Origin of the sequence: Echinimonas agarilytica (assembly GCF_023703465.1) — a bacterium.
GTDB classification, from domain to species: Bacteria; Pseudomonadota; Gammaproteobacteria; order Enterobacterales; family Neiellaceae; genus Echinimonas; species Echinimonas agarilytica.
The window spans coordinates 536,230-560,399 of record NZ_JAMQGP010000003.1; the positions used below are offsets into that span (position 1 = coordinate 536,230).

General features: G+C 47.3%; 18 protein-coding genes. 4 read left to right on the forward strand and 14 right to left on the reverse strand.

Features of this window, described 5'->3' with window-relative positions; translation table 11 throughout:
• Positions 1–151: 151 nt before the first annotated feature.
• A complete protein-coding gene (locus NAF29_RS09630) occupies positions 152–1,276 on the forward strand; it encodes a zinc-dependent alcohol dehydrogenase (RefSeq protein ID WP_251261335.1) in 1,125 nt (374 codons plus the stop codon).
• A gap of 226 nt (positions 1,277–1,502) precedes the next feature.
• Here the strand turns inward: NAF29_RS09630 and NAF29_RS09635 are convergent, their stop codons facing one another.
• From NAF29_RS09635 to NAF29_RS09695, 13 genes are all read right to left on the reverse strand, one after another.
• Positions 1,503–2,480, reverse strand: a complete 978-nt coding sequence (locus NAF29_RS09635) for an endonuclease/exonuclease/phosphatase family protein (protein WP_251261336.1) — start codon at positions 2,478–2,480, stop codon at positions 1,503–1,505.
• Between the two features lie 217 nt (positions 2,481–2,697).
• A complete protein-coding gene (gene arfB / locus NAF29_RS09640) occupies positions 2,698–3,111 on the reverse strand; it encodes an alternative ribosome rescue aminoacyl-tRNA hydrolase ArfB (RefSeq protein WP_251261337.1) in 414 nt (137 codons plus the stop codon).
• Between the two features lie 63 nt (positions 3,112–3,174).
• A complete protein-coding gene (locus tag NAF29_RS09645) occupies positions 3,175–4,356 on the reverse strand; it encodes a family 43 glycosylhydrolase (RefSeq protein ID WP_251261338.1) in 1,182 nt (393 codons plus the stop codon).
• 164 nt (positions 4,357–4,520) lie between these two features.
• Positions 4,521–5,126, reverse strand: a complete 606-nt coding sequence (locus tag NAF29_RS09650; protein WP_251261339.1) for a thioredoxin family protein — start codon at positions 5,124–5,126, stop codon at positions 4,521–4,523.
• Between the two features lie 56 nt (positions 5,127–5,182).
• Positions 5,183–7,276, reverse strand: coding sequence for a protein-disulfide reductase DsbD family protein (locus tag NAF29_RS09655; protein ID WP_251261340.1), 2,094 nt, complete (start codon positions 7,274–7,276; stop codon positions 5,183–5,185).
• 100 nt (positions 7,277–7,376) lie between these two features.
• Complete coding sequence (locus NAF29_RS09660; protein ID WP_285817711.1) at positions 7,377–8,186, reverse strand: acyl-CoA thioesterase; 810 nt, start codon at positions 8,184–8,186, stop codon at positions 7,377–7,379.
• Positions 8,187–8,360: 174 nt separating this feature from the next.
• Positions 8,361–10,034 (reverse strand): hypothetical protein, encoded by a 1,674-nt coding sequence (locus NAF29_RS09665; protein ID WP_251261342.1) that lies wholly within the window; start codon positions 10,032–10,034, stop codon positions 8,361–8,363.
• 668 nt (positions 10,035–10,702) lie between these two features.
• Positions 10,703–12,853: a prolyl oligopeptidase family serine peptidase gene (locus NAF29_RS09670; protein WP_251261343.1), complete on the reverse strand. Its 2,151-nt coding sequence runs from the start codon at positions 12,851–12,853 to the stop codon at positions 10,703–10,705.
• A gap of 211 nt (positions 12,854–13,064) precedes the next feature.
• Positions 13,065–14,285 carry a CsiV family protein gene (locus NAF29_RS09675; protein WP_251261344.1) on the reverse strand — a complete coding sequence of 407 codons (1,221 nt, stop codon included), beginning with the start codon at positions 14,283–14,285 and terminating at the stop codon, positions 13,065–13,067.
• A gap of 25 nt (positions 14,286–14,310) precedes the next feature.
• Positions 14,311–17,769, reverse strand: coding sequence for a transcription-repair coupling factor (mfd, locus tag NAF29_RS09680; protein ID WP_251261345.1), 3,459 nt, complete (start codon positions 17,767–17,769; stop codon positions 14,311–14,313).
• 5 nt (positions 17,770–17,774) lie between these two features.
• A complete protein-coding gene (locus NAF29_RS09685) occupies positions 17,775–18,707 on the reverse strand; it encodes a carbon-nitrogen hydrolase (protein WP_285817689.1) in 933 nt (310 codons plus the stop codon).
• The gene (locus tag NAF29_RS09690; RefSeq protein WP_251261346.1) at positions 18,707–19,744 is read right to left on the reverse strand and encodes an agmatine deiminase family protein; all 1,038 of its coding nucleotides are present in this window, start codon (positions 19,742–19,744) and stop codon (positions 18,707–18,709) included. Before NAF29_RS09690 ends, NAF29_RS09685 begins: the two co-directional genes overlap by 1 nt.
• Positions 19,745–19,747: 3 nt before the next feature.
• A complete protein-coding gene (locus NAF29_RS09695; RefSeq protein WP_251261347.1) occupies positions 19,748–20,296 on the reverse strand; it encodes a PilZ domain-containing protein in 549 nt (182 codons plus the stop codon).
• 96 nt (positions 20,297–20,392) lie between these two features.
• On the opposite strand from NAF29_RS09695, the gene NAF29_RS09700 reads away from it, so the two are divergent.
• Genes NAF29_RS09700 through lolE form a run of 3 tightly spaced genes read left to right on the forward strand, consistent with a single transcriptional unit; the run spans position 20,393 to position 23,557 of the window.
• Positions 20,393–21,637, forward strand: a complete 1,245-nt coding sequence (locus tag NAF29_RS09700; protein WP_251261348.1) for a lipoprotein-releasing ABC transporter permease subunit — start codon at positions 20,393–20,395, stop codon at positions 21,635–21,637.
• Positions 21,630–22,307, forward strand: coding sequence for a lipoprotein-releasing ABC transporter ATP-binding protein LolD (gene lolD / locus NAF29_RS09705; protein ID WP_251261349.1), 678 nt, complete (start codon positions 21,630–21,632; stop codon positions 22,305–22,307). Before NAF29_RS09700 ends, lolD begins: the two co-directional genes overlap by 8 nt.
• Positions 22,307–23,557 carry a lipoprotein-releasing ABC transporter permease subunit LolE gene (gene lolE / locus NAF29_RS09710; protein WP_251261350.1) on the forward strand — a complete coding sequence of 417 codons (1,251 nt, stop codon included), beginning with the start codon at positions 22,307–22,309 and terminating at the stop codon, positions 23,555–23,557. Before lolD ends, lolE begins: the two co-directional genes overlap by 1 nt.
• Positions 23,558–23,608: 51 nt before the next feature.
• Here lolE and NAF29_RS09715 read toward each other — a convergent pair whose 3' ends face one another.
• Positions 23,609–24,124 carry a DUF2062 domain-containing protein gene (locus tag NAF29_RS09715; protein ID WP_251261351.1) on the reverse strand — a complete coding sequence of 172 codons (516 nt, stop codon included), beginning with the start codon at positions 24,122–24,124 and terminating at the stop codon, positions 23,609–23,611.
• Positions 24,125–24,170 lie beyond the last annotated feature (46 nt).

Genomic DNA, 24,170 nt, shown 5'->3' on the forward strand with positions numbered 1-24,170 from the left:
TCGGAGCGGAAAGCCGTTACCCAAACATGTTGAGTCGCCTCGGGAGCGACTCAGCAAAATTCATTGATACGGGCTAGTAATCGACCTTGAGTCAAGCTTGATTGTTCCATAAGCCTAATACCAAATACTCAATCACAGAGGGCAAAAGCATATGTCTATTGCAATTCCAGAGCAGGCGAAAGTCGCCGTACTGACTGAACTCAAGAAGTTCGAGTTTCAGCAACACCCGATCCCCAAAATTACCGAAGATGAAATTTTAGTCAAGGTCGAAGGCTGCGGTGTTTGTGGCACCGATGTCCATGAATATCGTAACGATCCTTTCGGCATGATTCCCGTTGTATTGGGGCATGAGGGCTCGGGGCGTATTGTTAAATTGGGCAAAAATATAGTTAAAGATTCCGCAGGAAAAGGCATAGAAATTGGTTCAAAACTCATCACAAGTATCATTCCATGCGGTGAATGTGGGCCTTGTACTAGCACTCCGGGGCGCACCAACCTGTGTGAAAATATGGGGTGTTACGGTTTAATGGGCGATCAGCCTGACAATAAATTCAATGGTTGGTTTGGTGATTATTTAGTGCTCAAAGCCGGTTCAACTTTCTTTAACGTGTCTGAATTTAGTCTCGAAGAACGCATTCTAATTGAACCAATAGCCGTTGCCGTTCACGCAGTCGAACGTGCGAAAACCACACACTTAATGAATTTCGTATCCCCCGTTCTGATTCAAGGCGCTGGTCCAATAGGTCTTTCTATCATCGCCGTACTCAAGGCGATGGGCGTACAGACGATTATCGCGGTGGATGGCCAGAACGACCGCTTAAAATTAGCCAAAGAATTGGGCGCATCTCATGGTCTTAATTTCACTGACTTTGAATCAACCGAAGCATTGGTGAACGAAGTTCAATCGTTGACTTTGGGGCGAGGTGCTCAATTTGCATTCCAATGTACCGGGAGCCCTGCGGCCGCCTCAACAGTATGGAAGCTAATTGCGAGGGGAGGAGGCTTATGTGAACTGGGCTTTTTTGTTGATAACGGCGAAGCCCAATTGAATCCTCATTTTGATATGTGCAACAAAGAAATCACGATGGTTGGCTCATGGGCATACAGCCCTGAAGACTACCCCAATGCCATTGCCTGTATGAAAAGCATCAAGCAGGCGGGCTTGCCGATCACCAAATTAGTGACTCATGCATTTCCCCTCGATCAAATTGGCGAAGCTGTTGAAACTAATATCCGAATGGAAGGCATCAAAGTGATTACAGTGAACGAGCCCTAATGCTCTCGCGTTCCAAATACTCATAGGCTGTATCTAAAGCACTCAAAACCAGCGTTTAACCGCGCTGGCTTTGTTGTTTTTAGAAGAACTTAAATGTCTTTCTACTCTATCGCTAACAGTCTTTATCAGTAGTCGTGCAAGATTTGCTACGCCATAACGGTTTCAACTGAGCATGTTGGGTGACCGCCCATTCGGTTTCGCATTAAGTTAAATTAGAATCCGCAAGCTAAGCATTCGGTTTGTAGCGAAATGATGCGCAAATAATTCCGTGGTCGCCGGTATGCGCTTGGTTATCTTCTAAATGATCATTCCACACTTGTGTATGTTTGTGTTGCCAATGGCTATCTTTTGAATTCACAAAAAACTCTTCCGAAACCAAAATATGGTCGAGAGTGTCTTTCATGCGATTGAACTCGTGTGTGTAAAATACGTCGCGATAGGATTGCAATTGCTGCATTTGCAGTGCGCTGTATAAGCTAGAATCGCTTCCTTTAGCCGTCATTGAAAGGTTCGGTTGCTCAGTAATTAGTGCCAATGTATTTGAACGTGGATCGTCATTCAGATCGCCAATTAATACGGTTGGTTTGTGCGTGCCTTTCAAGTGATTTGTGAGTAACCAACGCAATGCCGCGGCTTCTGCTGTGCGGCGAATGGTTGAAATAGCCGAGCCCATAGACTTGCGGTGTTTGGCGTTCACTTGTCCAACTTGGGCTGGTAATTTGGACTTTAAATGAGCTGCAAAAACTGTTGTTGTGGGAACGTCAGGGCGCTCAGAATGATGTATTTTAAGCTTGAGTAAGCTTCTTGAAAACGATTTGATCGACAATTCCAGCTGGTCGTCTTCTCCGTCACCATCATCCACTTTGACCATTTTTTTAAACGGGAACGCCTTAATCACCTTTTTATCACTGACCACCCAAGGCGCTTTCACTGCAACGGCTACTGCGATGTTATACCAAGATGGCTTGATAAAATGCAGTTGGTAGTGGCTCAATTCAGGGATATCGAAGGTATCGACGAGGCAGTCGGGCGACCATAGCTCCTGAAAGGCGATGACATCAGCATTCATGTTGAGCAGCATTTCGCGTGTCCATCTTCGCTTCTTTTTATAATCGGACGGTTGAACAACTTTTTTATAAACTTTCTCACCAGGTTTCTGAAAATTATAGAGGTTAAATGAGGCGAACTTGATTTCAATGGCCATACGCGTGTCCTCGCATTAGCTGCAAAAGTATTGAAACTCTTTTGGGGAATCTAAAGTGACTCTTAGGTATAGGCGGTAAATCGCACTTCACAACCGCTACTGCACTAAAAGTAGTGCAGACGGTGCTATGTTGCTACGTTTAACCATGCTCAAATCGATATGAAGAAGGGTGATTGCAAAGCACTGTGATTGAAGTTAAGTGCCTGGGGTAGACGCACTAAAACTTGATTTTTCCGCGCATGGACTTTACGTCGCCGCGTTGTGATTTTTTATCCATACGTCGACGTTGACTGGCTTTAGTCGGTTTTGTCGGACGGCGTGTTTTTATCACTTTAGTCGCTTCTAGAATGAGCTCTTTAAGGCGTTCTAGCGCTGCCTCTCGGTTGGCTTCTTGTGTTCTAAATTGCTGAGCTTTAATCACTACAACGCCGTCTTTTGTGATGCGCTGGTCGCGTAAATTAAGTAATCTCTCTTTGTAAAAAGAGGGAAGTGAAGAGCGGCTAATATCAAAGCGCAAGTGAATGGCGCTGGATACTTTATTCACGTTTTGTCCGCCCGCCCCTTGCGCTCGTATTGCTGTGAGCTCAATTTCCCACTCGGCCAAAGAGACTGAATTCGAAATAATTAACACTGCTCAATCCTTTGGTGTTTACTGAGACTGCTACATGCTATCTAAAAACTAGGTGCCTCGTCATTATTTGTTGGCTTTTAGCTTCTCTGGGCGAATCCAATGAGCGTGCCCCTCCCAAGCTTCAGGACGGCCTGTGACCGATAAATCTGCGACTACATTTTGTTCATCCTGACTGGGTTGGAAGCGTGTGTCAGGCGATGAAATCACGACATCATCGGCAGTCACTTCAATTTCGACAGGCACCAGCCACAGGCTCCATTGGTTCACATAGGGATGATCGAAAGCTGTAGACCACCACTGGCCATTGGGTCCTTGGATTAGGTTACCGTGCCCAGCATGTGTGAGTGCTTTTCTTCGCTTGCCGTATGGCCCCTCTAAATTTTTGGAAATGGCATAGTACAAATCGTAGCTGTCGGTGGGCTCATAGCCGTACCGGCCCGATGCGATATGCACGTAAAATTCGCCCATTTTTAACATCAAAATGCCTTCGTATCCCAGCGGGTGCTTGCCATCATGTTGCAAGCGAAAGGGCTTTCCGGTCACGCCTGTCATGTCGTCATTCATTGGCACAAGCCAGTCGGCACCCCACATGTAATAGGTTTGGCCGTTTTCCTGATAGAGGTGCGAGTCGATGCCTGTGCGCTCAATCGGAGCAAGCACTTCGTAAGGGCCTTCGGGTTTTCCTGAGGTGCTTCTCAATAGTCCGTGGCCTCTAACATTGGTGGAATGTGGTATCCACCACGTACCGTTTAGATAGTGAATTTCAGGTGCCCAAATGGCGATAGGATTTGTTTGAACTTGTCCGTTACGTGCCGCCCGAGGTGGTTGAGAAAAATGCCAGCTGTTGGATTGCTTGCCATCTTTCATCAGCTCCCAAACAAACCCCATGTCTTGCCACTCGGCCAGATCTCGACTGCGCCACAATTTTATACCGACGGTCTCGCCCCAAAATTGACCCGCGGTCGTGCCCGTTAAGTAGTAGTAACCATCGGGCCCTTGATGCACGAATGGGTCGCGTATTCTTTCATTAAGCGCTTGAAAGGCCGTTGAATGATCGTGAATCAAGGCTCGCTTTTGGTCGGTGGATAGCGGCTGATAATCGTTGTTTTTTGCAGAGATTGCGTTTGGCAGTAACGCGCCAACGCAATAGGCGAGGGTGATGCATAAGGTCTTCAGTCGAGTTGATTTGATGGAGCGTAAGCGAGCGTACAGGGTGAGCTGGTTTGATTGAGAGATTGGGGCCATGACGTGAGCTGATTTGTCGAACAAAGGATGCAATACACACTAGGGTGCAAGAGCTTGAAGGCGTATGGTTGAAGTTGCTTTAGAGCGATTTGAATACGGCTAAAGGTTGGTATCTGTGACGTAAAATGGGAATACCTCGGCAAGCCAAGGTACGCCGCAGTCAATCAGTATTTGACAGAACAACCATAAGGTTTAGTGATCGTTTGGCTCACAGGCTTATTGGAATTGAGCTCTATCATCGCTTGTGTGACATAGTTTGTGGCGTTTGCAATATCAGCAGGGTTGCTCGATTTAATGCTATCAATTGCGCCCATGTAAGCGAGCATGCCATCGGGCGAAATGATGTACATGTGAGGTGTTGTTTTTGCCCCATAGAGTCGACCCACATCGCCAGACTCGTCGAGTAATACATGGCTTGGAGCTGCGCCACGCTTATTGGTCAGCGCGTTTGCTTTTGCTGCATCAACATGGCCTTGTTTGCCATTCGCGGATGAAATAATCGAAAGCCACACAACACCATTTGCCGTTTGATCTTTTTGCAGTTGCTGCATATTGCCAGCGCCATAGTGCTTTTTAACGAAAGGGCAGTCGTGGTTGGTCCATTCTAAAATTACGTACTTGTCAGAGTAATCAGATAACTTCACCGTACTGCCATCTGCTGATGTGAGTTCAAAGTCAGGTGCGGGCTGTCCCACCATAGCTTTTGCGTGAACGCCAAATGCCATCACAGTTGCGATTACAAATGTTGAAATACATTTCACTAAGTTCATATTCGATCTCCAAATCCAATGTTTTTAAATGTTCTATTGCGTGCGTGAAGTTTTAGTTAAAGTGCCTCTAAGCGGTTAATTAAACCTTGAGGCGTTAAAACTTGAGGCAACACTTGGTCCTCACCGTGCCTGTCGTAAAGTACATAGAGCGGAACGCCTGCTCGTTTGTATTGGTCTAAGTATTTGCTAATTTCTGCGTCTCGGCGAGTCCAATCGCCCACCATATAAACGACGTTTAATGAACCAAAGGTATTGCTGACGTCTTCATCCGAAAACGTCACTTTTTCATTGACTTTGCAGGTTAAACACCAGTCTGCGGTCATGTTGATTAGCACGGGCTGTCCTTGTGCAATGTATTGCGCTAACGCCTGCTTGGAGTAAGGTTCAGCTTGGCCTGCTAGCGTTTGTTGATGCACCGCAGGAGCGCCGAACACCACCACAAGAAAAATACTCACAACGCCAGTGAACCCTAAACTCAGGAGTTTTGCGCCACGTTGGTAAAGCCAAATGAGAAAGCATAAACAGACCACCGCAACTAAGGTACCGATAATCATCATTGCATCGTGAGCGAGCAACAGCCAAAGCAACCAAATACTGGTAAAGAAAAGCGGGAATGCCATGGCCTGTTTAAAGGTTTCGAGCCAACGGCCGGGTTTTGGTAGCCAGCGTGACCAAGCAGGAAAGTAGCTCAGCAATACCAACGGCAGCGCCAGTCCAAATCCAAGCGACATGATAATAGCGATCATTGATAGTGGCGGTAACACAAGCGCAGCGCCTAAAGCTGGAGCCATGAATGGAGTCATGCATGGGCTGGCCACAACGACCGCCAAAACACCCGAGAGCAACGAAGACGAAGCGCCGCCTTTGTCCAATTGTTTTTGCCCTATAGACATCCACCCACCTGCAAGTTCAAATGCGCCCATTAAGCTCAGGCCCATCAGCATCATTAGCGCACTCAGTACGGCCAAGAAAAGTGGTTCTTGCAGCTGAAATCCCCAGCCTACAGCTGTGCCAGACTGCTTTAAAAGCATCAAGAGAAGTGTCAGTGCTAACAACGAAAGCTCAATACCAACAAGGTAAAGTAAACCGTGCTTGCGAGCATCTGAGGCGTCGGCATTTTTAAGTTTTACAAGGCTCACTGCTTTGAGCGACAACACTGGAAATACACAGGGCATAAGGTTGAGCAACAGGCCACCAACCAGTGCCATGATCATAAACACAACGAGCGAATAATCGGCCACTTGAGATGGGCTCTGCGCGACTTGTGGTAGCGTCAATAATGGACCTTGCGTGGCTTGTATTTGCCAACCCTTCTGATGAGCCACGGCCAATACAACTTCGGTCGCCTCTGGTAGTTGATGAAAGTACAGGCTTTTTTCGAATGCCACCTGAATCACACCGTTTGCGCGATTCCAAAGTGGCGCACTGGAAGGTGCAATTAAAGATTCATCAGCAACAAATAATTGAAGTTCAGCCGTTGAATAGTCACTCATTTGTGCGCTATCAAGAAGTTGAAATACAAGTTGTTCACCTTGGTCTTGATAGTGTGCTTGAGCATTTTCATCAAGGGCCGGAAGCGCCTTTCTGGCATGCTCGAATAATTCAGCATGCTGACTTAATTCAGGTGACTCCGACATCGGCAATGTCAGTGTAAGCTGCGCATCGCCGGGTATACAGGCTTCTTTACAGACCAGCCATTCGGCATCAAGCGTGATGGTGTAAGGGCCTTCAGATAACCCCTCTGGAACATCAAGCGGGACCATCAGCAACGAATCCCCATCGTAGCCAAAGTTTGTGATCCCAGATACATCGATGCGTTCAGGAGTGCCCCAAAGTATATCGCCATGGCTAAAGTTGGTCGGCAGGGCCCAATGGAGAGCAGGAGCTAAACCTGAGTCTCCAGGGTTTTTCCAGTAGGTATGCCAATGGTGTTCGGGTCTCAGTGCCAACCCCACCATTTGAGAGGAGCCTGGCTTGAACGCGCTAAACTCTGACACCAATTCAACCTCGATGTGAGCATGCTGTTGCGGGCCTGTCGAAGCTTCAGACGGAGATGTTGGAGAAGCTCCAAAGGCGTTTACACTCATCAAAAACGCAGTGAATAGTGCAGCAATATGCGGCATTGCAGACGAGGAAAGACCGAGCGTCATGTATTTATCTCAATAGAACATCAACCAGTAATACCACTATAAACGAAAATCATTCGCATAGGTTCAGTTTCAAATAGAGATAAACCAATGAGACTGCGGGTCAATCAAAAATAGCCACCACTTGACGGCTAATCGCAACAAGTTCGCCATGTGAGTCCCACACGTTGGCTTCAGTGTGGCCGTAGCCATCAGCCGCTTGCCGCGTGCTGGCCTGATAGGCGAACCAATCGGTGGGTTGAATGTCTGCGTGAGGGTGAATAAATTCAATACTCCAACTCATCGTACTGATGGGAGCGGGCCAACGAATGAGTTGCAGGAGCGTCGGCGGCCAGCTATCGAGCATGGCGATAAGGTGACCGTCAGTTATGCATTCGGGGGGCTCTTTAAAGCGCATCCAACCGTGCAGATGACTGGTCTTTTTGCCAGTAAACGGCCAACCTCCGTCATGTTTGGCCAATTCAAAATGTTGAATAAAGTTGGGTACAACCTTTGGAATTTGTGGAATATAACTGCGTTTCTTTGGCGCGAGCATCCCATGATGTTGTGTATTTCTTACATTTACTTTTGAATCTCGTGCTACACCAAAGCACGCCTGTGACATCACGCAAACCTTGTCGTTTTGTATCGCTTTGCCAATCACTTGCGTGGCGCTTCGCCCTTCGCGAAGGACTTCGACTTCAATGGTGAAAGGCGTATCGAATGCCAATGGGCCAATAAAGTTTGTATTCAATGAGCGCAGCACTCGGCCGCTGGCGATACACTCTTTAATCGCGGTGTATATTAGCGCTGTGGAGATCCCTCCAAATACAGTTCGCCCTTGCCCCCATGATTTTGGAATAGACAAAAAGGGCACCTGTTGAGGCGTATTGATGTGTTGCTTAGCATGGGCTATCAGTTCGTCGATATGCATGGTGACCATGAGAGTAAAAGAACTTAAAACTAAGGTATCTTTCAACTGGTCGGATGTCTAGTGCTTCAGGCACATATTTCTGGGCTAATGGTTAGAGCTCTTTGGACGCATTCAATGCCGTATTCAATAACGAAATCAGCATAACGGCCATCGAGATAGATGGCCGAGATATGCTTATTTTGCGATAAATTCGTTCGCTCGAACGATGCCACCGCCATTGAGTTCTGTGCCTTCGATCGCATCGCCGCGGTAGAGCACAGAATCATTCTGACTGACGTCACCAGCTTGCAAGCCAAGTAAGTTGTAGTTGATATCTGGATCTGCCACAACATTAGCAAGAAGCTGCACGTTATAACGCCCACCAAACTTACGATACCGTTTACTTTTGGCATTGTTTGACCCTTCATCCAAATCAATGCCTGCGTCGGAAGTTGGCGCTTCAATTCCACCGCTTACCATTTTGCTTGGGTTGTCGCTGCGCTGAACTTTGTTGTTTCCAACGTTGTTTTCGGAAAACGATGAAGCAATAGCAATTGGAGCGATAGGTTGCCCTAGCCAACGGCTTCCTGAGCCATCGCGAGGCAATTGATAAAATTGAAAATTACCGTTTTGCGGGTTCGATACGGTGGAACGAATGCCTTCGCGTGGTAAGAAGTAGGTGCCTGCTTTGGTGATATCGGACTTAAAACGGGTGTTATTGACAATGTGGCGAACGGTTCCTTTAATTTTTGTATTGGTAAAGTATCCACGTGTGTAGCCAATATCCATGGTATCAGCCCAAACCGGAGCGGTTCCAGAGTCAACCCAGATTACAAATGTAGTATTGGTTCCTTTAGTGGTTCCGCGCACTTCTATATTTTCATTAATTTTGGTGTGTGGTTTCAGAAAAATAGCGGCAAATCCACCTTCATTGCTGATGTTATGCATGACGATATTTCGATAAGCACCCTTGCGAGGGCCCGCGCGGTTCAATCGATCGGTTGGCAATCCGCTACCCGGTTCAATGCGAATCGTGATCCCGCGCTTGGCGGAAATATTTTTAAAATATAAGTCTTCGCCACTAAATGGCTGAATTACCGCATATCCGGTTGCAATATCTTCGCCACTCACGTCGACGATGTATCCCTTCTTTGGAATTCGGCTAAAGCTATCGTTGAACTCTACATTACGGAGAATATTGCTGCCGCCTGGATCATTAGATACGCCAGCTTTACCGTCATCATCAGCGACTAAGAAAATATTAGGAGTTTGGGAAAAGTTGTCTTTTTGGTGAAGCCGAGAAATAGAGAAGTTCTCGGCATATCCCACCCGAATCATGCGTTTATCTTGAAATACCTGCGATGAGTTGGCGTCAATGATAAATCGTTGATTCGATGTGGCGTTGGTTTTTGACCCAGTAGTAGTGATTTCAACGTTTTCAATCTTAGGGGAGTTACCGCCCGCTTTACCAAAATCAAATAGAATATTCTGGTTCATTTTCAACACGGTGTCGGGCTCTATTTCAATCCGTATATTGGACGGAACTTTGAGCCGGTTGAGAGTGTATGTTCCTTTTTTGATGACGACGACCCCGTTCGCGGCAGACGCGTCGAGCAGAGCATTTTGTATTTTGGCAGTGCAGCTTGCTGGGGTCGAAGCAGATGAACTTGTGCTGCAATTACCGCTATTTTGAATGGTGGAAATGACGCTATTTGTGACTTTGTTTGTGAAGTACTTTCCTTTATTTCCAATGGAGTCTGAGAATGCTGGTGCAGTAATACTTAGGCTCACGCCTGCTGTGAGAAGCGCAGCAAGCCTTATCGATTTAGACGTATTTAATGTGTTTTTCTTGTGAAGTGTGTTTTGCACTGTGATTGTTACCTATTCTGTTTATAGTTGTTTTTTAAGAAATTACAGATGGATAAAATACTCATCAAAACATCCGATGTTTATTTATGTAATATTTATTGGTGTTTTGAAAAATCAACAGTTATCGTTTCTATTTGATAGGTCGATAAACTATGCTTTGAAGTATTTTTCAAACGCTTTTGGGTGAGCTGCATAAATGGAATCGTGTTGTTTTTGAAGACTGAGTTTAGAGTGTTTGTTGGTGTGCTTTTGCCGAGTATGAATAACGGTTGTAGGCAACTTTGTGAAAGCTTTGAGTCGTTTTTGGATAGCGCTAATTTTGAATGATTAAGACGATAAAATTAAACGATGTGCGTCATATGGTTCACGGCTATTGCGTCACTCGCTCTTTTGTCTAAATCAAGATCTATTTCACAGAACTCGTTGGAAATAACCAGTGGATGTCACCGTAGTTAAATGAATCTCTGAGTCGTAAATAAGTGAAGGAGGCGTTGTTAAAAGGGGCGCTAGCTCGATGTGGATACTGCGCTAAATTTAGTATCACCCATCGAAGTATGGTGAACAATATACATGGCACTATGTTCGAGGGACTCATTGAATTTAAAAAGCCCGCATTGAGCGGGCTTTGATATGAAGCGTAGGTGTAAAAGGGGTGTTTAAGCATTTGCTTAAAGTGATTTCACACCCATGTTATAAAGGGTAAAGCCAAATATATCGGCATATTGCTCGATGATTTTGCTGGTTGGCGTGCCCGCTCCGTGACCGGCATTGGTCTCAATCCGAATCATGACTGGGTTTGGCCCGGCTTGTTTGTCTTGCAATTCCGCGGCAAATTTAAATGAATGAGCCGGTACCACACGATCATCGTGATCGCCGGTGGTAATTAAGGTTGCAGGGTAGTGCTCACCCGATTTTACGTTTTGTACTGGCGAATAACCCAGTAAATAATTAAACATGTCTTTGCTGTCTTCTGCTGTGCCGTAATCATATGCCCAGCCTGCACCTGCGGTGAATGTGTGGTAACGCAGCATATCCAAAACGCCAACAGCGGGTAGGGCAACTTGCATTAAGTCTGGGCGTTGTGTCATGGTTGCTCCCACCAAAAGGCCCCCATTCGAACCACCCCGAATAGCCAATTTACCCGGCGATGTGTAACGCTCCGCAATCAAGTATTCGGCCGCGGCAATAAAGTCATCGAACACGTTTTGCTTTTTAAGCTGAGTTCCGGCGTCATGCCATTCTTTACCGTACTCACCACCACCTCGAAGGTTGGCAACAGCATAGATGCCCCCTAACTCTAACCAGGCAGCATTGGTTGCGCTAAAACGAGGTGTAAGGCTGATATTGAATCCACCATAGCCATATAAAATGGTCGGTGTCGTGCCATTGCGTTCTAAACCCTTTTTGTAGGTGATGATCATGGGGATTTGAGTGCCGTCTTTTGACGCGTAAAAGACTTGCTCCGAGACATAATCGTTAGGGCTAAATGCAACTTCAGGTTTGGCATGCAGGGCCGATTGGCCCGTTTGGGTGTTGTAGCTGAAAATACTGGTTGGTGTTTTATAGTTGGTGAATGAGTAATACAAGGTTTGTTGATCGGCTTTGCCGTCAAATCCAGACGCGGTGCCGATGCCCGGTAGGTCAATGGTGCGGATAAGCTGACCTTGTTCGTCAAACTGTTTGACTTTTGAGATCGCATCCACCATGTAGCTGGCAAACAAATAGCCGTTGCCTTTGGTTGCATTGAGTACGTTGTTTGTTTCTGGGATGAGGTCGAACCAATTTTCTTGGCCAGGAGCGCTTGCAGAGACTTCTACAATACGCTTGTTAGGCGCATTGTAGTTAGTGATCAAAATAAGGCGTTCGCCTTCACTTGTAAGTAGCTCTGTATCAGATTCTGTATTACCTACCAAGGTGGCCCAATTGGCATTAGGTTGTTGTAAATCTTTAATAAATAGTTTGTTGCCTGAGGTTGAAACCGATGCATAAATTAGCAAGTATCGATCGTCTTCTGTTACTTGCGCACCCACGTAGCGGTGTTTTTCTGCGTCGGTACCGCCAAACACTAGTTGGTCTTCGGATTGAGGGGTGCCTAAAGCGTGGTAGTACACTTTGTGCTGGTCGGTTTTGGCAGATAGCTCACTACCTTTGGGTTTGTCATAACTGGAGTAATAAAACCCTTCATTGCCTTTCCACGCAATACCTGTGAATTTTAAGTCGACCAGAGGCTCTTCCAGTTGGCGCTTGGTTTTAGCGTCAAGCACAAAGGCTTTGCGCCAATCGCTGCCGCCTTCAGAAATTAAGTAGGTCACTAAGGAACCGTCATTTGAAAAGCTCAAGCCGCCTAACGAAGTTGTACCATCTTCGCTAAAAGTATTGGGATCGAGAAAGATTTCGGCAGGCCCTTCGTTTTGTTGACGGTACAACACAGCTTGGTTTTGTAGCCCATCATTCTTGTAGAAGTAGGTGTAGTCGCCTTCTTTAAACGGCGCACTGACTTTTTCATAATCGATGAGCGTTTTCAGCTTGTCGCGAAGCGCTTGGCGATAGGGGATCTGCTCTAAGTAATCAAACGTCACTTTGTTTTCGGCTTTGACCCAAGCGGCGGTTTCGGCGCTGCGATCATCTTCAAGCCAACGGTAGGGATCGGCAACTTCCACCCCAAAATACGAATCCACCACATCGTCTTTACGCGTGTCTGGGTATGATATAGGTGTGTGTTGAGTGAATTGATGGACTTGAGATTGAGGCTGCGACTCTGTCTGGCTACAGGCTGTGAGAGCCGACAGTAGCATCAATGAAAAAATGTGCTTTCTCATGAGCGTTCCATGTTAATTGACGTGTTTGCATAAGAGATTAAGTGGCTGATTGGATAGAGTCCAGCCAGTTCGTAAAATCAGTGCATCGACTGTGTAAACAATTGTTTCGGTTGCCGTTGCAAAAGACGTCAATGATGCATCGTGGCGTTGTGTTAGAGGCAATAAAAAAGCCAGCATGATGCTGGCTTTTGGACGCTAGTTGGGTTGACGATTACTCGGCAACAGGCATCTTATTTGGTGTGTTTGGCTCAATATCTGGGCGCTTCTCATATGGACGAATTTGAATGATCATGCCCATTAGAGGGTGGTCGAAATAGTGAATTTCTTTGCTGCGCACGCGGCGGAATTGATCCAAATGATATTGATATAAATAGGGCACCGTGGCCGCATCACTCACTAACGTGCCAGTGCTGACGGTTTGCTCATCGGTGGACGAGATTTCCTGCGGTGACTTGCGACCTGAACGACGCAATGTAATTTGTGTGTCGATGTGTAGCCAGGTTGCTAACCACACTCGTACGTCTGCATCGAGCTCCCAAACTGCAGGATTAAATACTTCAGGCACGGGGGCGTTGATGGATGATTCATCCCAGTTTGGAAGTAGAGCGTCGCCCAGCATGTCCAAGCCATCAGTGGTAGCGCTGGGACCAACTAATTCTGTATCTGTCTCTTGCGCACCTGGCACGGCTGCGCCTAGAGCTTCGCTATCATCTAAAGTTTCGATATTATTTTCAATATCTTGGGGCTCTTCAATAGCGTGTTCCCAACCATCTGAGGTGTAGCGAGATCCGAAGTTCTGGCCTCCGACTAATTTAATCGCAGGCATGCTTCGTTTACTGGTAATATCCATCCGCCAGCCGGTATGCAACATGGGTTTGTAACTGCCGCTACGATTTAGTTTTGCCACCGCATCATTGAGTTGTAATAACTCAGGCGTGAGCAAATAGGGCGAAGAGTCATCGGGTGGCAATACATGTTGAGTCATGGTCACTGGTAATTGCGACAGTTCGTCATAGCTGCGCGGCTTGGTGCATTCGCTAAGCCATTGCTCGTGCGCCACTCGCTCTTCGGGTGTCATGACGACTTCAGGCTCTGCCGGTTCAATCGGCGCTTCAATAGGAAAGCCAAATTCGTCGTATTCAACGCCCGCTTCAAGTGTGTCGATAGGCGCTTCTGCGCCTTCTTCGACAGGAACGGCAATGGGCTCTGGTTCAGGGCAGTCGGACGGCGCCAATAACATGGGGGCGATGAGATCGAGTTTGCGAATAGAGCTTTGGGTAAACTCGATGTTTTCAAAATCTTCGTCAATTTGGGTAGGATCTTGCGTTCGCGAGAACAACAAAATCTCAACTTCAAACCATCGAGCATGTGCAGCGGGCGCAATAAGGCTGCTTATAATTATTGGGGCAAGAAGATGCTTCAGCTTACTCACTAATCCTGTTCTCCTTCAGCTGCGTTTACTGCAGGGCCTTGAGCAACGATTCGATAATATCCATGCGTGATGATGGATCCGGTTCGCCCTCTAAAATGCGTAATTTGTTGGGGCCTTCCATGCGATAGTATGCAGGTTGGCTTTGAATAAGGCCAATGATCTTCTCCGGTTGTACGGAAGTGTCTTGTTGGAAAATCAATTGTCCGCTCTTAAAGCCCATCTCTACTTTGCTGATGCCAAGCTTAGCCGCTTTTAACTTGAATGCGGAAATCCTGAATAGGTTTTTACTGGCATCAGGCAACAAACCAAAACGATCGATTAATTCAACCTGCAATTCGTTCAATTCATCGTCGGTAGTGGCGGAAGCAATGCGCTTGTATAGCGACAACCGTTGGTTCACATCGGGGATGAATGTGTCGGGCAGTAATGCGGGTACCCGCAATTCAACCTCGGTTTGTTCACCAAGCAGGCTGTCTAAACTCGGTTGTTTGCCTTGTTTTAGCGCTTCTACTGCATGTTCTAACATTTCCATGTAGAGCGAGAACCCGATGGATGTAATTTGACCGCTTTGATCATCACCCAATAGTTCACCCGCACCTCGAATTTCGAGGTCGTGGGTTGCTAATGCAAACCCAGCCCCTAGATCTTCGAGCTGTTCAATGGCTTCCAAACGTTTTACCGCATCCTTGGTCATTGCTTTAGGCGGTGGTGTGAGTAAGTAAGCGTATGCCTGGTGGTGGCTACGGCCGACGCGCCCGCGTAACTGATGGAGTTGAGCTAAGCCGTATTTGTCGGCTCGATTCATGATAATGGTGTTGGCCGAAGGCACATCAATACCGGTTTCAATAATGGTGGTACACACTAATATATTGAATCGTTGATGGTAAAAATCAGACATCACCTCTTCGAGTTCGCGCTCGCGCATTTGACCGTGCGCAATCGCTATTCGAGCTTCTGGCACCAGAGTGGACAAGGTTTCAGCTGTGTGTTCGATGGTGCTGACATCATTGTGGAGGTAATACACCTGACCACCACGCAGCACTTCACGGACCACGGCCTCACGCACCAGAGTTGCATCGTATGGACGAACAAAGGTTTTGACCGCCAGTCGACGTGCAGGCGGGGTTGCGATAATCGATAAATCACGCATACCACTCATTGCCATATTGAGCGTACGCGGAATCGGCGTTGCGGTGAGCGTAAGAATGTCGACGTTGGCTCTGAGCGTTTTGATTTTGTCTTTTTGACGCACACCAAAGCGATGCTCTTCATCCACAATCAACAACCCTAAGTCTTTAAACTTCACATCAGCGGAAAGTAGCTTATGGGTGCCGACTACAATGTCTACTTTTCCGGCTTCTAAATCGGCCAAAATGGCGTTGGTTTGCTTGGTGCTGTTAAAACGTGAGAGCACTTCCACACGGACTGGCCAGTTGGCGAAACGATCGCGGATGTTTTCGTAGTGTTGCTGTGCCAGCAAAGTTGTAGGCACTAAAATAGACACTTGTTTTCCATCATTCACTGCTACAAATGCTGCGCGCATGGCAACTTCTGTTTTACCGAAGCCAACATCACCACACACCAAGCGGTCCATGGCGTTGTCACCGCGCATGTCGCGAATGACATTCTCAATGGCGACTTCCTGATCGAGTGTTTCTTCAAATGGAAAGCTCGCCGCGAATTGTTGGTAGGCCGAGTCATCCATTGTGAACTTGTAACCCGGTTTAGCGGCGCGCTGAGCGTAAATGTCGAGCAGCTCAGCGGCCACATCATGAACTTTTTCGGCAGCCTTACGTTTGGCTTTTTCCCACGTATCATTACCAAGTTTGTTCAGTGGCGCGCTATCTGCGTCTCCACCAGTGTAACGTCCGATTAAGTGAAGCGCTGAAACTGGTACGTATAATTTGTCGCCACCGGCATATTCCAAGGTGACAAATTCGTTGGTCATGCCACCGGCATCAAGCGTTTGAAGTCCAGTGTAACGACCCACTCCGTGGTCGAGATGCACCACCGGTTGCCCTATTTGTAGTTCCGCGAGGTTACGAACAACGGCGTCAGACCCCAATGACCGCTGTTTGTCGCGGCGGCGTTTTTGCATCACGCGTTTGCCGAGCAACTCAGACTCGGTGATGAACAACAGGTTGTGTTCAGGTAAGGCAAATGAGTGCTCACAGGGTGAAACAATCAAGCCTTCGGTGTCATTCGATGCGATGAATTCATCAAAGCTATCAAACGACTTTAAATGGAGTTTCATTGGTTTGAGAAGCTCAAGCAATGATTCGCGGCGACCGTCTGATTCAACACTAAACGCAATGCGTTGCTTATTGCTGTTTAGAACGTTTTGTAGTGCTTTAAAGGGCTGTGGATCTTGACCATTAACCCGAACATCAGGAATCGCTTTAGTGTTTATTTTAATGTTACCCGCGCGACGAGTCGGAGCGTCGCACAATTGCACTCGCAATGTCTTTTTCAGACGAGTCATTAAATCCTGTGGGGTTAGGAACACTTCAGAGGGCGGAAGAATAGGCCTCTCTGGGTCATAACGCCGATCTTCGTAGCGAGCTTCTACATCGCCAAAGAACTGCTCAGCAGCCTCTTGGATGGCAGGGTAGAGGGTGTAAACGCTACTCTCTGGCAAATAGTCAAACAGCGAACCGCATTGTTCAAAAAATAGCGGCAAGTAGTATTCAATACCAGCCGATGCTATGCCTCGGCTCACTTGTTGGTAGATCGAGTCTTTTTCATTGCTGATCGTGAAGCGTTCACGAAAAGCACGGCGAAATCGTTCAATACCCGCATCATCCAGTGGAAATTCGTGCGCTGGCAACAGGTTTAAATCATCTAACCGATCGGCACTGCGTTGAGTTTCAGGATCGAACAAGCGAAGGCTATCGACTTCATCATCAAAAAAGTCGATGCGCACGGGGCTATTTGTCCCCATTGGGTATAAGTCGAGTAAGCTGCCTCGGGCTGCGAATTCCCCGTGTTCCAACACTTGTTGAACCGGGTTGTAGCCGCTTGCTTCTAAACGCGTGCGTAAGGCATGCATGTCGAGCTTGTCGCCTGACTTTAATACGATGGCGTGTTGGTCGATATAACTGGCTGGCGCGATTCGCAGCATCAACGTATTGATCGGCACGATGACCACACCACGTTTCATTTGACGCAGGCGGTATAGGGTTGCGAGTCGTTGACTGACAATATCTTGGTGCGGCGAGAATTGATCATACGGCAAGGTTTCCCAGTCGGGGAATACTTGCACATCAACGCCCAAAGGCTGTGCAAAATAACTAAGCTCGAACTCCATTCTCAGAGCCGTGGCGGTATCAGGAGTGACCAATACGATAGGTGCGTCGGATTTGGCGGCAGATTCTGCCAAAGCAATGGCCAACGATGACCCGTGATAGCTATGCCAAAAACGCTGTTGGTCAGGCTGAAAAGGTAGGTCAGTTGCTACATGTGAAAACAAGCTTGGGGAAGTCATGAGTATTAGTTTCGATACAGTTGAGTAAGGTCCGAGTAATGATCGATTCGACGATCACGCAAGTAAGGCCATATACGGCGAACTTGTTCGCTTCGGTTCATATCTAATTCTGCGTACAGAATGATATTTTGTTGAGGGCTCTCTGGGAGGTGAGGGCTCGGCTCAGCTTTCGCCAGAAGCTCACCTTGCGGCCCTGCGATAAAACTATTGCCCCAGAATTGAATGCCTTGTGTGGTTCCGCTTGGATCAGGCTCGTAGCCCGTGCGATTGCAAGCTAAAACAGGAATGCCATTGGCTATTGCATGGCTGCGTTGAATGGTTTCCCATGCATCACATTGACGTTGCTGCTCGGCAGCATCGTCGCCAAGATCCCAACCGATGGCGGTGGGATAAATTAATAATTCGGCGCCAGCCATTGTCATTAATCGCGCCGCTTCAGGAAACCACTGATCCCAACACACTAAAATACCAAGTTTACCAAGGCTTGTATGAATGGGTTCAAAACCCAAATCACCGGGCGTGAAATAGAACTTTTCGTAGAATCCTGGATCGTCAGGAATATGCATTTTACGATACGTGCCCGCAATAGTGCCATCTGAGTCAAGCACCACAGCCGTGTTGTGGTACAAGCCAACGGCTCGCTTTTCGAATAACGAGGTCACAATCACCACGCCACAACGCTTTGCTACTTGTGCATAGTGGTCGGTTGACGGGCCTGGAATGGGTTCCGCCAGATCAAAGGTATCGGTGTTTTCTGATTGGCAAAAGTAGCGACTTCGATGCAGCTCTTGCAGCACAACAAGTTGCGCACCATTAGACGCAGCTTTTTCAATTAGGCTGGTGGTCATTGCTGTGTTGTGTGCTAAATCATCACCGCACGTGTGTTGCAGCAAAGCACATTTGATCACCGCTGAGTGGGGCGACTGAGTTTGAGCCATTAGCGCTTTAAGCTTCCTTGAGTAAGTTGCATGGTTACACAGTGCAAACTGCCAAATTGTTGGATCAGCGAAGTGCACCGAATGGGGATTATGTCATGTTTGGGCATTACTTGGGCAAGCAGATTAATTGCTCGTTGATCCTGTGCATCATTATAAACGGGCAACAGCACAGCACCATTGATGATCAAAAAGTTGGCATAGGTAGCCGGAAGCCTTTGGCCTTCAGCATTTGTTTTAACGCTGGGCCAAGGTAATTCGATTGTAGTGTATGGCTTACCATCGGCATTTAAAGCTTGGCTTAACTCATTCTTCATGGCGTTGAGGGCTTCAAAATGCTCGTCATTTGGGTCGTCGCAGCCTTGGAATACAATGGTATTGTTCGGCATGAATCGGGCGAGCGTATCAATGTGGCTATCGGTGTCGTCGCCTGCCAGGTGGCCGTGTGTGAGCCAAATGATGCGTTGATGTTGGGTCAGCTCTAGCACCGTGCTCTCAATCTCGTCTCGGCTCAAGTGAGCATTACGGTTAGGATTGAGCAAACATTGTGTCGTGGTCATGACGGTGCCGTTGCCGTCGGATTCAATACTGCCGCCTTCAAGCACAAAATCGGTGTTGGTTAATGGATGCAAAAAATGATTGGCGTCGGACACATGTTGATTAATATCGTTATCTAGGCTCGCACTGTATTTACTGCCCCAACCGTTGAATTGCGCGTTGAGCAAGTATCCACCGGTTAAGCTCAGTGGGCCGTGATCTCTTGCCCAGCTGTCGTTGTTGGGGATCACCAGTAAATCCACGCGGGACATGTCCAGCTCGGCATGACACAGTTGTTTGCGTACGTTATCCAATAGGTGTTGAGTATGGCAATTAATGAGCAGAGCCTGATATTGATTGATCGCTTTGGCGATCTCAACAAAAGTAGCCTGCACGTCGGTGAGCATGGCAGCCCAGTCGGTTTTGGCATGTGGCCAGGTGAGCATGACTGCATCTTGCGGTGCCCATTCGGGCAACCATGTGGGGGGGGGCGAACTCAACACGGTTTACTTACGCTCCTTTAATTGGCGTGTTTGAATGTGCAAAGTGGCACGAATTAAGTGTTCTTGGTCGGTTTCGCGCATACGGATCAGGTCCAAAGAAATAGTGTAGAGATCATTCTGCATTTCTACTGCTTTCACTTGGGCATAGGCATAAATAGCCACAGATTCTTCGGGTAAGAATATTTTAAGGCGAGCATGGTCGCCAACATTAAGAGCCTTGGTACTGGTGTATGTAATGGCGCTGCCGCTAATAGAAGTGGTTTGAAAGCGCTCGCTGGCATCATCTTGCAACGATAAAACGTAGCCCATAATGACATCGATTTTACGAGACTGCATTTTCAAGTATTCGGCCAGATCTTGGCTGTATTCACCAATGTTTCTTAGACTTCTGAGTGCGGCTGAGTCAATATGTGCAGCCTCAGAGCTGACTAAAAATGGTGCTGGAATTTCAGATGCGAAGGTGACTTCGTCAGGAACTGATTCTGATTCAGTCAATCGTTGTACATTGACACTGCATTGGTAATTGACGCTAAAGTACTCGTTGTTGTCCATGAAACCTCACCTTTAACTTGTTCTCTGATCCGTTCTGCCCTTATTATCCAGTAACTTGCTGTTGCGGTAAAACTTTTGAATAACTTCAGGTAAAACATGTTTCGGCCCCCAACTCTATTTATCGGTCTGCGTTATGCTCGGGCCCGCAAAGGAAGCGGTTTTGTTTCCTTCATCAATTTCTTCTCCACTGCGGGTATCACCATAGGCGTTATGGCGCTCATTGTCGTGGTTTCTGTCATGAATGGTTTTGAAGGAGAACTGAAAAAGAGAATTTTAGGCCTCGTGCCTCAAGTGGTGTTGTTACAACAAACACCCATCGATGCACTCACGCAGAGTCGGGCAATTGAAACGTTGCAACAACATCCAAATGTGCTGGGCGCGGTGCCTTTTATTGAGTCGCAAGCATTGGTCCAATCGAGCAGCCAAATGACTGGCGTGCAGATGATTGGTATTGATGTTGCAACGGAACAAGGCGTGTCTCCGCTCTCTCGGTCGATGGTGCGGGGTGAGTTGAGTGATTTAACGCTGCATAAATATCAAATTTTAATGAGTCGAGTGCTGGCTTCTAAGCTGGGCGTGTCGGTTGGTGATTCAGTGCGATTATCTGTACTGGAAGGCGCGCGCTACACGCCGGTTGGCCAAGTGCCAAATCAACGCCGGTTTGTGGTGGGGGGCTTGTTTGATATGGGCTCTGAGGCCGATTACAGTTATGTCTATGTGTCGATGAAAGATGCTGCACGTATGACGCGTAAACCTGCCGGCAGTGCAGAAGGCATAAGACTGTATTTAACAGATGCATTTCTTGCTGACACCTTGGTTGGCGAATTTAGCCGCAGCACACAATGGCAAGATTGGATCATTCATAGTTGGCAGATCAGCCACGGTGATTTATTTTCAGCGGTGAAAATGGAAAAAGCCATGATGTGGTTGTTGCTGCTGCTGATTATTGGGGTGGCGGCATTCAACATTGTCTCGGCCCTATTTTTAATTGTTGCAAACAAACAGTCTGACGTGGCCATTCTTCAAACATTAGGCTTAACCCCCCAACAAATTACACAAGTATTTATGGTGCAGGGCTGTGCTCAAGGTGTACTTGGCGCAATCATGGGTACCTTTGTTGGGCTGTTAGCTGCCGCTAATTTAGATGTGGTATTGGCAGCGGCTCGCATTCAAGTGGTTGCTACACCTGGGTATGGCGCTTATAGCCTGCCCGTTGATATTCAATATACGCAGGTTGCTGCAGTGGCCGCACTTGCTGTTTGTATGAGTTTTTTAGCTACGCTGTATCCAGCGCGACAAGCTGCATCAGTAATGCCAGCGGAGGCTTTAAGGTATGACTAAGTCGCTACTCAAAGCGCATCACATTAGTAAAACGTACAAGGAAGGTTCGTTAGAAACGAATGTGTTGGATGATGTGAGCTTCGAGTTAATGACGGGCGAAATGCTCGCCGTTGTGGGAAGTTCAGGTTCGGGTAAAAGTACCCTCATGCATATCTTGGGCTTATTGGATCATCCCACGTATGGCGAATTGATGTGTGGTGAAGACGATTTGTTAAAAATGAGCCGTCGCGCATCCGCTAAGTATCGTAATGAGCACATGGGTTTTGTGTATCAGTTTCATCATTTATTAACTGAGTTTAATGCGGTTGAGAATGTAGCCATGCCGCTGTTAATTGCGGGGCAGCCTGTTTACAAGGCTCGTAAGGCGGCCGAACAGTGTTTGAAACGAGTTGGCTTGCAACATCGGTTTAAGCATCGTCCTGCTGAGCTTTCGGGCGGAGAACGTCAACGCGTTGCCATTGCCCGAGCGATTGTTAATCAGCCCCGTTTGGTGTTGGCAGATGAACCAACGGGTAATCTCGATCATGAAACTGGATTGAGCGTTTACCACTTGCTACGCGAGTTAAACCAGCAGCTCGATACGAGCTTTGTAGTCGTCACTCACGATTTAACCTTGGCGGATAAACTCGACCGTCAGCTGGTGTTACGCAACGGAAAGCTGGTGGACTGATGGCTGCAAAACTATTCCGACCCATTGCTTTACTGACCGCGTTGCGATTTATGTCGGGACGCCGCAGTAGTCGTATGGTGTCGTTTATCAGCTCTTCGAGCACCGTGGGGATTGCTGTAGGAATTACCGCAATTATTTTGGTGTTGAGTGTGATGAATGGCTTTGAGCGAGCGCTGAGCGAACGTTTGTTGGCGGTGATACCGCATGCTGAGGTTGTGTCGCTCACTGAGCCGATGACCAATTGGCAGGGCTTTAGCGCCCAGTTGGAAGCTCGCGATGACATTGAAGCTGTGGCTCCTTTTATCAATATTAACGGTATGGTGTCGCACGGCGAGCAGATGCGAGCGGTACAGGTCAAAGGCATTGATCCGAGTTTACAAAGCAAGGTTTCAGCGTATGCCGATTATTTGTATCCCAATGTGAGTCAAAGTTTAACGGGGCGTGAAATTATATTAGGCGGCGGCATTGCCGATGCTTTAAACGTGGAGGCTGGTGACACTATCAATGTGCTCGTGCCCAACGAATCTCAGCCAAATCGTTTAAGTGCGCCGAAAAGTTACCCGTTTGAAGTCGTATCGATCTTTCGTTTTGGCGGTCAAATAGACGGTCTGACTGCCTATATCCACATTGATGAGGCTCGGGTCTTGGCTAATTTAGACTTTGGGGTAAAAGGTTTAGAGCTTAAGGTTCAAGATATATTTACCGCCAATAAAGCTGCCTACTCAGCAGGTGCGAGCTTGCCCATGTATGTTTACGTGTCTGACTGGATGCGCGCCAACGGCCATGTCTATCACGATATTCAAATGGTTCGTGGCATTGTTTACCTCGTGATGGTGCTAGTTATAGGCGTAGCTTGTTTTAATATTGTGTCGTCACTTGTGATGGCCGTACAAGACAAACGTTCTGAAATCGCTATTCTGCTGACCATGGGAGCGTCGGGGCGCATGATTATGTCGACGTTTGTATGGCAGGGAGTACTGACTGGCGTGATTGGTGTTGCCTTTGGTGCCGCTGGTGGAGCTTTGTTGTCGGTGTACTTGGGTGACATTTTACACGGCGTTGAATCTGTCATTGGCCAAACCATGCTGTCGGGCGATATTTACTTTATTGACCAAATACCCAGCGAGTTGCATTTGCAAGATGTGCTGACCGTAAGTGTGGTGGCGTGGGTAACGGCGTTCACATCTACGTTATACCCAGCCTGGCGCGCAAGCCGTATCTTACCGGCTAATGAATTGGGCGGGCACTAAAGCGAATTTGTCAGCTCTAAAAGGTTGTTGAATACTAACAGCCTTTTTGTTTCAGTCGGATTTACGTTGGCGTTTTTGCCAAGCACGAACCACGCTCAGCCGCCATAGCAAACGAATCGCAATGTAGCCCAAGGCTCCAAAGACAACGCCACAAATTAAGCATCCTGCAAAAAATGCTGGGCCAAGCTGCACCACGCTGGCTTTTAACCATTCCCAACTGAGCTCAAACGTAAACTGATATTCAGGCGCGCCTGTGGTGAATACGCCTACTTTATAAGCAAAATAAAACATGGGTGGCATGGTGATTGGATTGCTGATCCAAACCAATGCAACAGATAGTGGCAAATTGACATGAAACAGAGCCGCAAGCAGAGCTGCAACGATCATTTGTGATGGGATCGGAAGAAACGCAACAAATAAACCGATGGCGAAAGCACCCGCGGCACTTTTTCTATTAATATGGAAGATGTTTGGGTCATGCAGGATGCTGCCCAAAAAGCCAAGATTCTTGTTGGACCTCAACGCCTCTGGCGTTGGCATGATTCGTTTTATCGTTTTTCTTGGCATTTCTTAACTACTACTTAAAACGTCACGGATGATGTTGAAACTATTC